The sequence below is a fragment of the Rheinheimera riviphila genome, from assembly GCF_004005945.1.
Lineage (GTDB): Bacteria > Pseudomonadota > Gammaproteobacteria > Enterobacterales > Alteromonadaceae > Pararheinheimera > Pararheinheimera riviphila.
Genome location: NZ_SACS01000072.1, coordinates 1 through 302, shown reverse-complemented (window position 1 = coordinate 302; position 302 = coordinate 1). Strand labels below are relative to the sequence as shown.

Annotated in this window: 2 tRNA genes; both read right to left on the bottom strand. The window is 50.3% G+C overall.

Annotated elements, in window-relative coordinates:
• Positions 1-45 precede the first annotated feature (45 nt).
• Positions 46-120, bottom strand: a tRNA-Gln gene (locus tag EOE67_RS20405).
• Between the two features lie 57 nt (positions 121-177).
• Positions 178-252, bottom strand: a tRNA-Gln gene (locus tag EOE67_RS20400).
• Between the last annotated feature and the right edge of the window lie 50 nt (positions 253-302).

The following is a 302-nucleotide window of genomic DNA, read 5'->3' as shown; positions in this document are numbered from 1 at the left end:
GGCGCAGAAAAAAGAAAACCCAGCCGAAGCTGGGTTATCAAAAAATGGCAGGGGTACAGGGATTCGAACCCCAGAATGGCGGGATCAAAACCCGCTGCCTTACCGCTTGGCTATACCCCTGCAGAAAACATGTGACTTAAACGTATGAACTGATGACCATACTGCCACTAAAATTAATGGCAGGGGTACAGGGATTCGAACCCCAGAATGGCGGGATCAAAACCCGCTGCCTTACCGCTTGGCTATACCCCTGCAGAAACTGCAGAATTCTTCACTTGCTTTGGTGCGGAAAGAGAGACTCG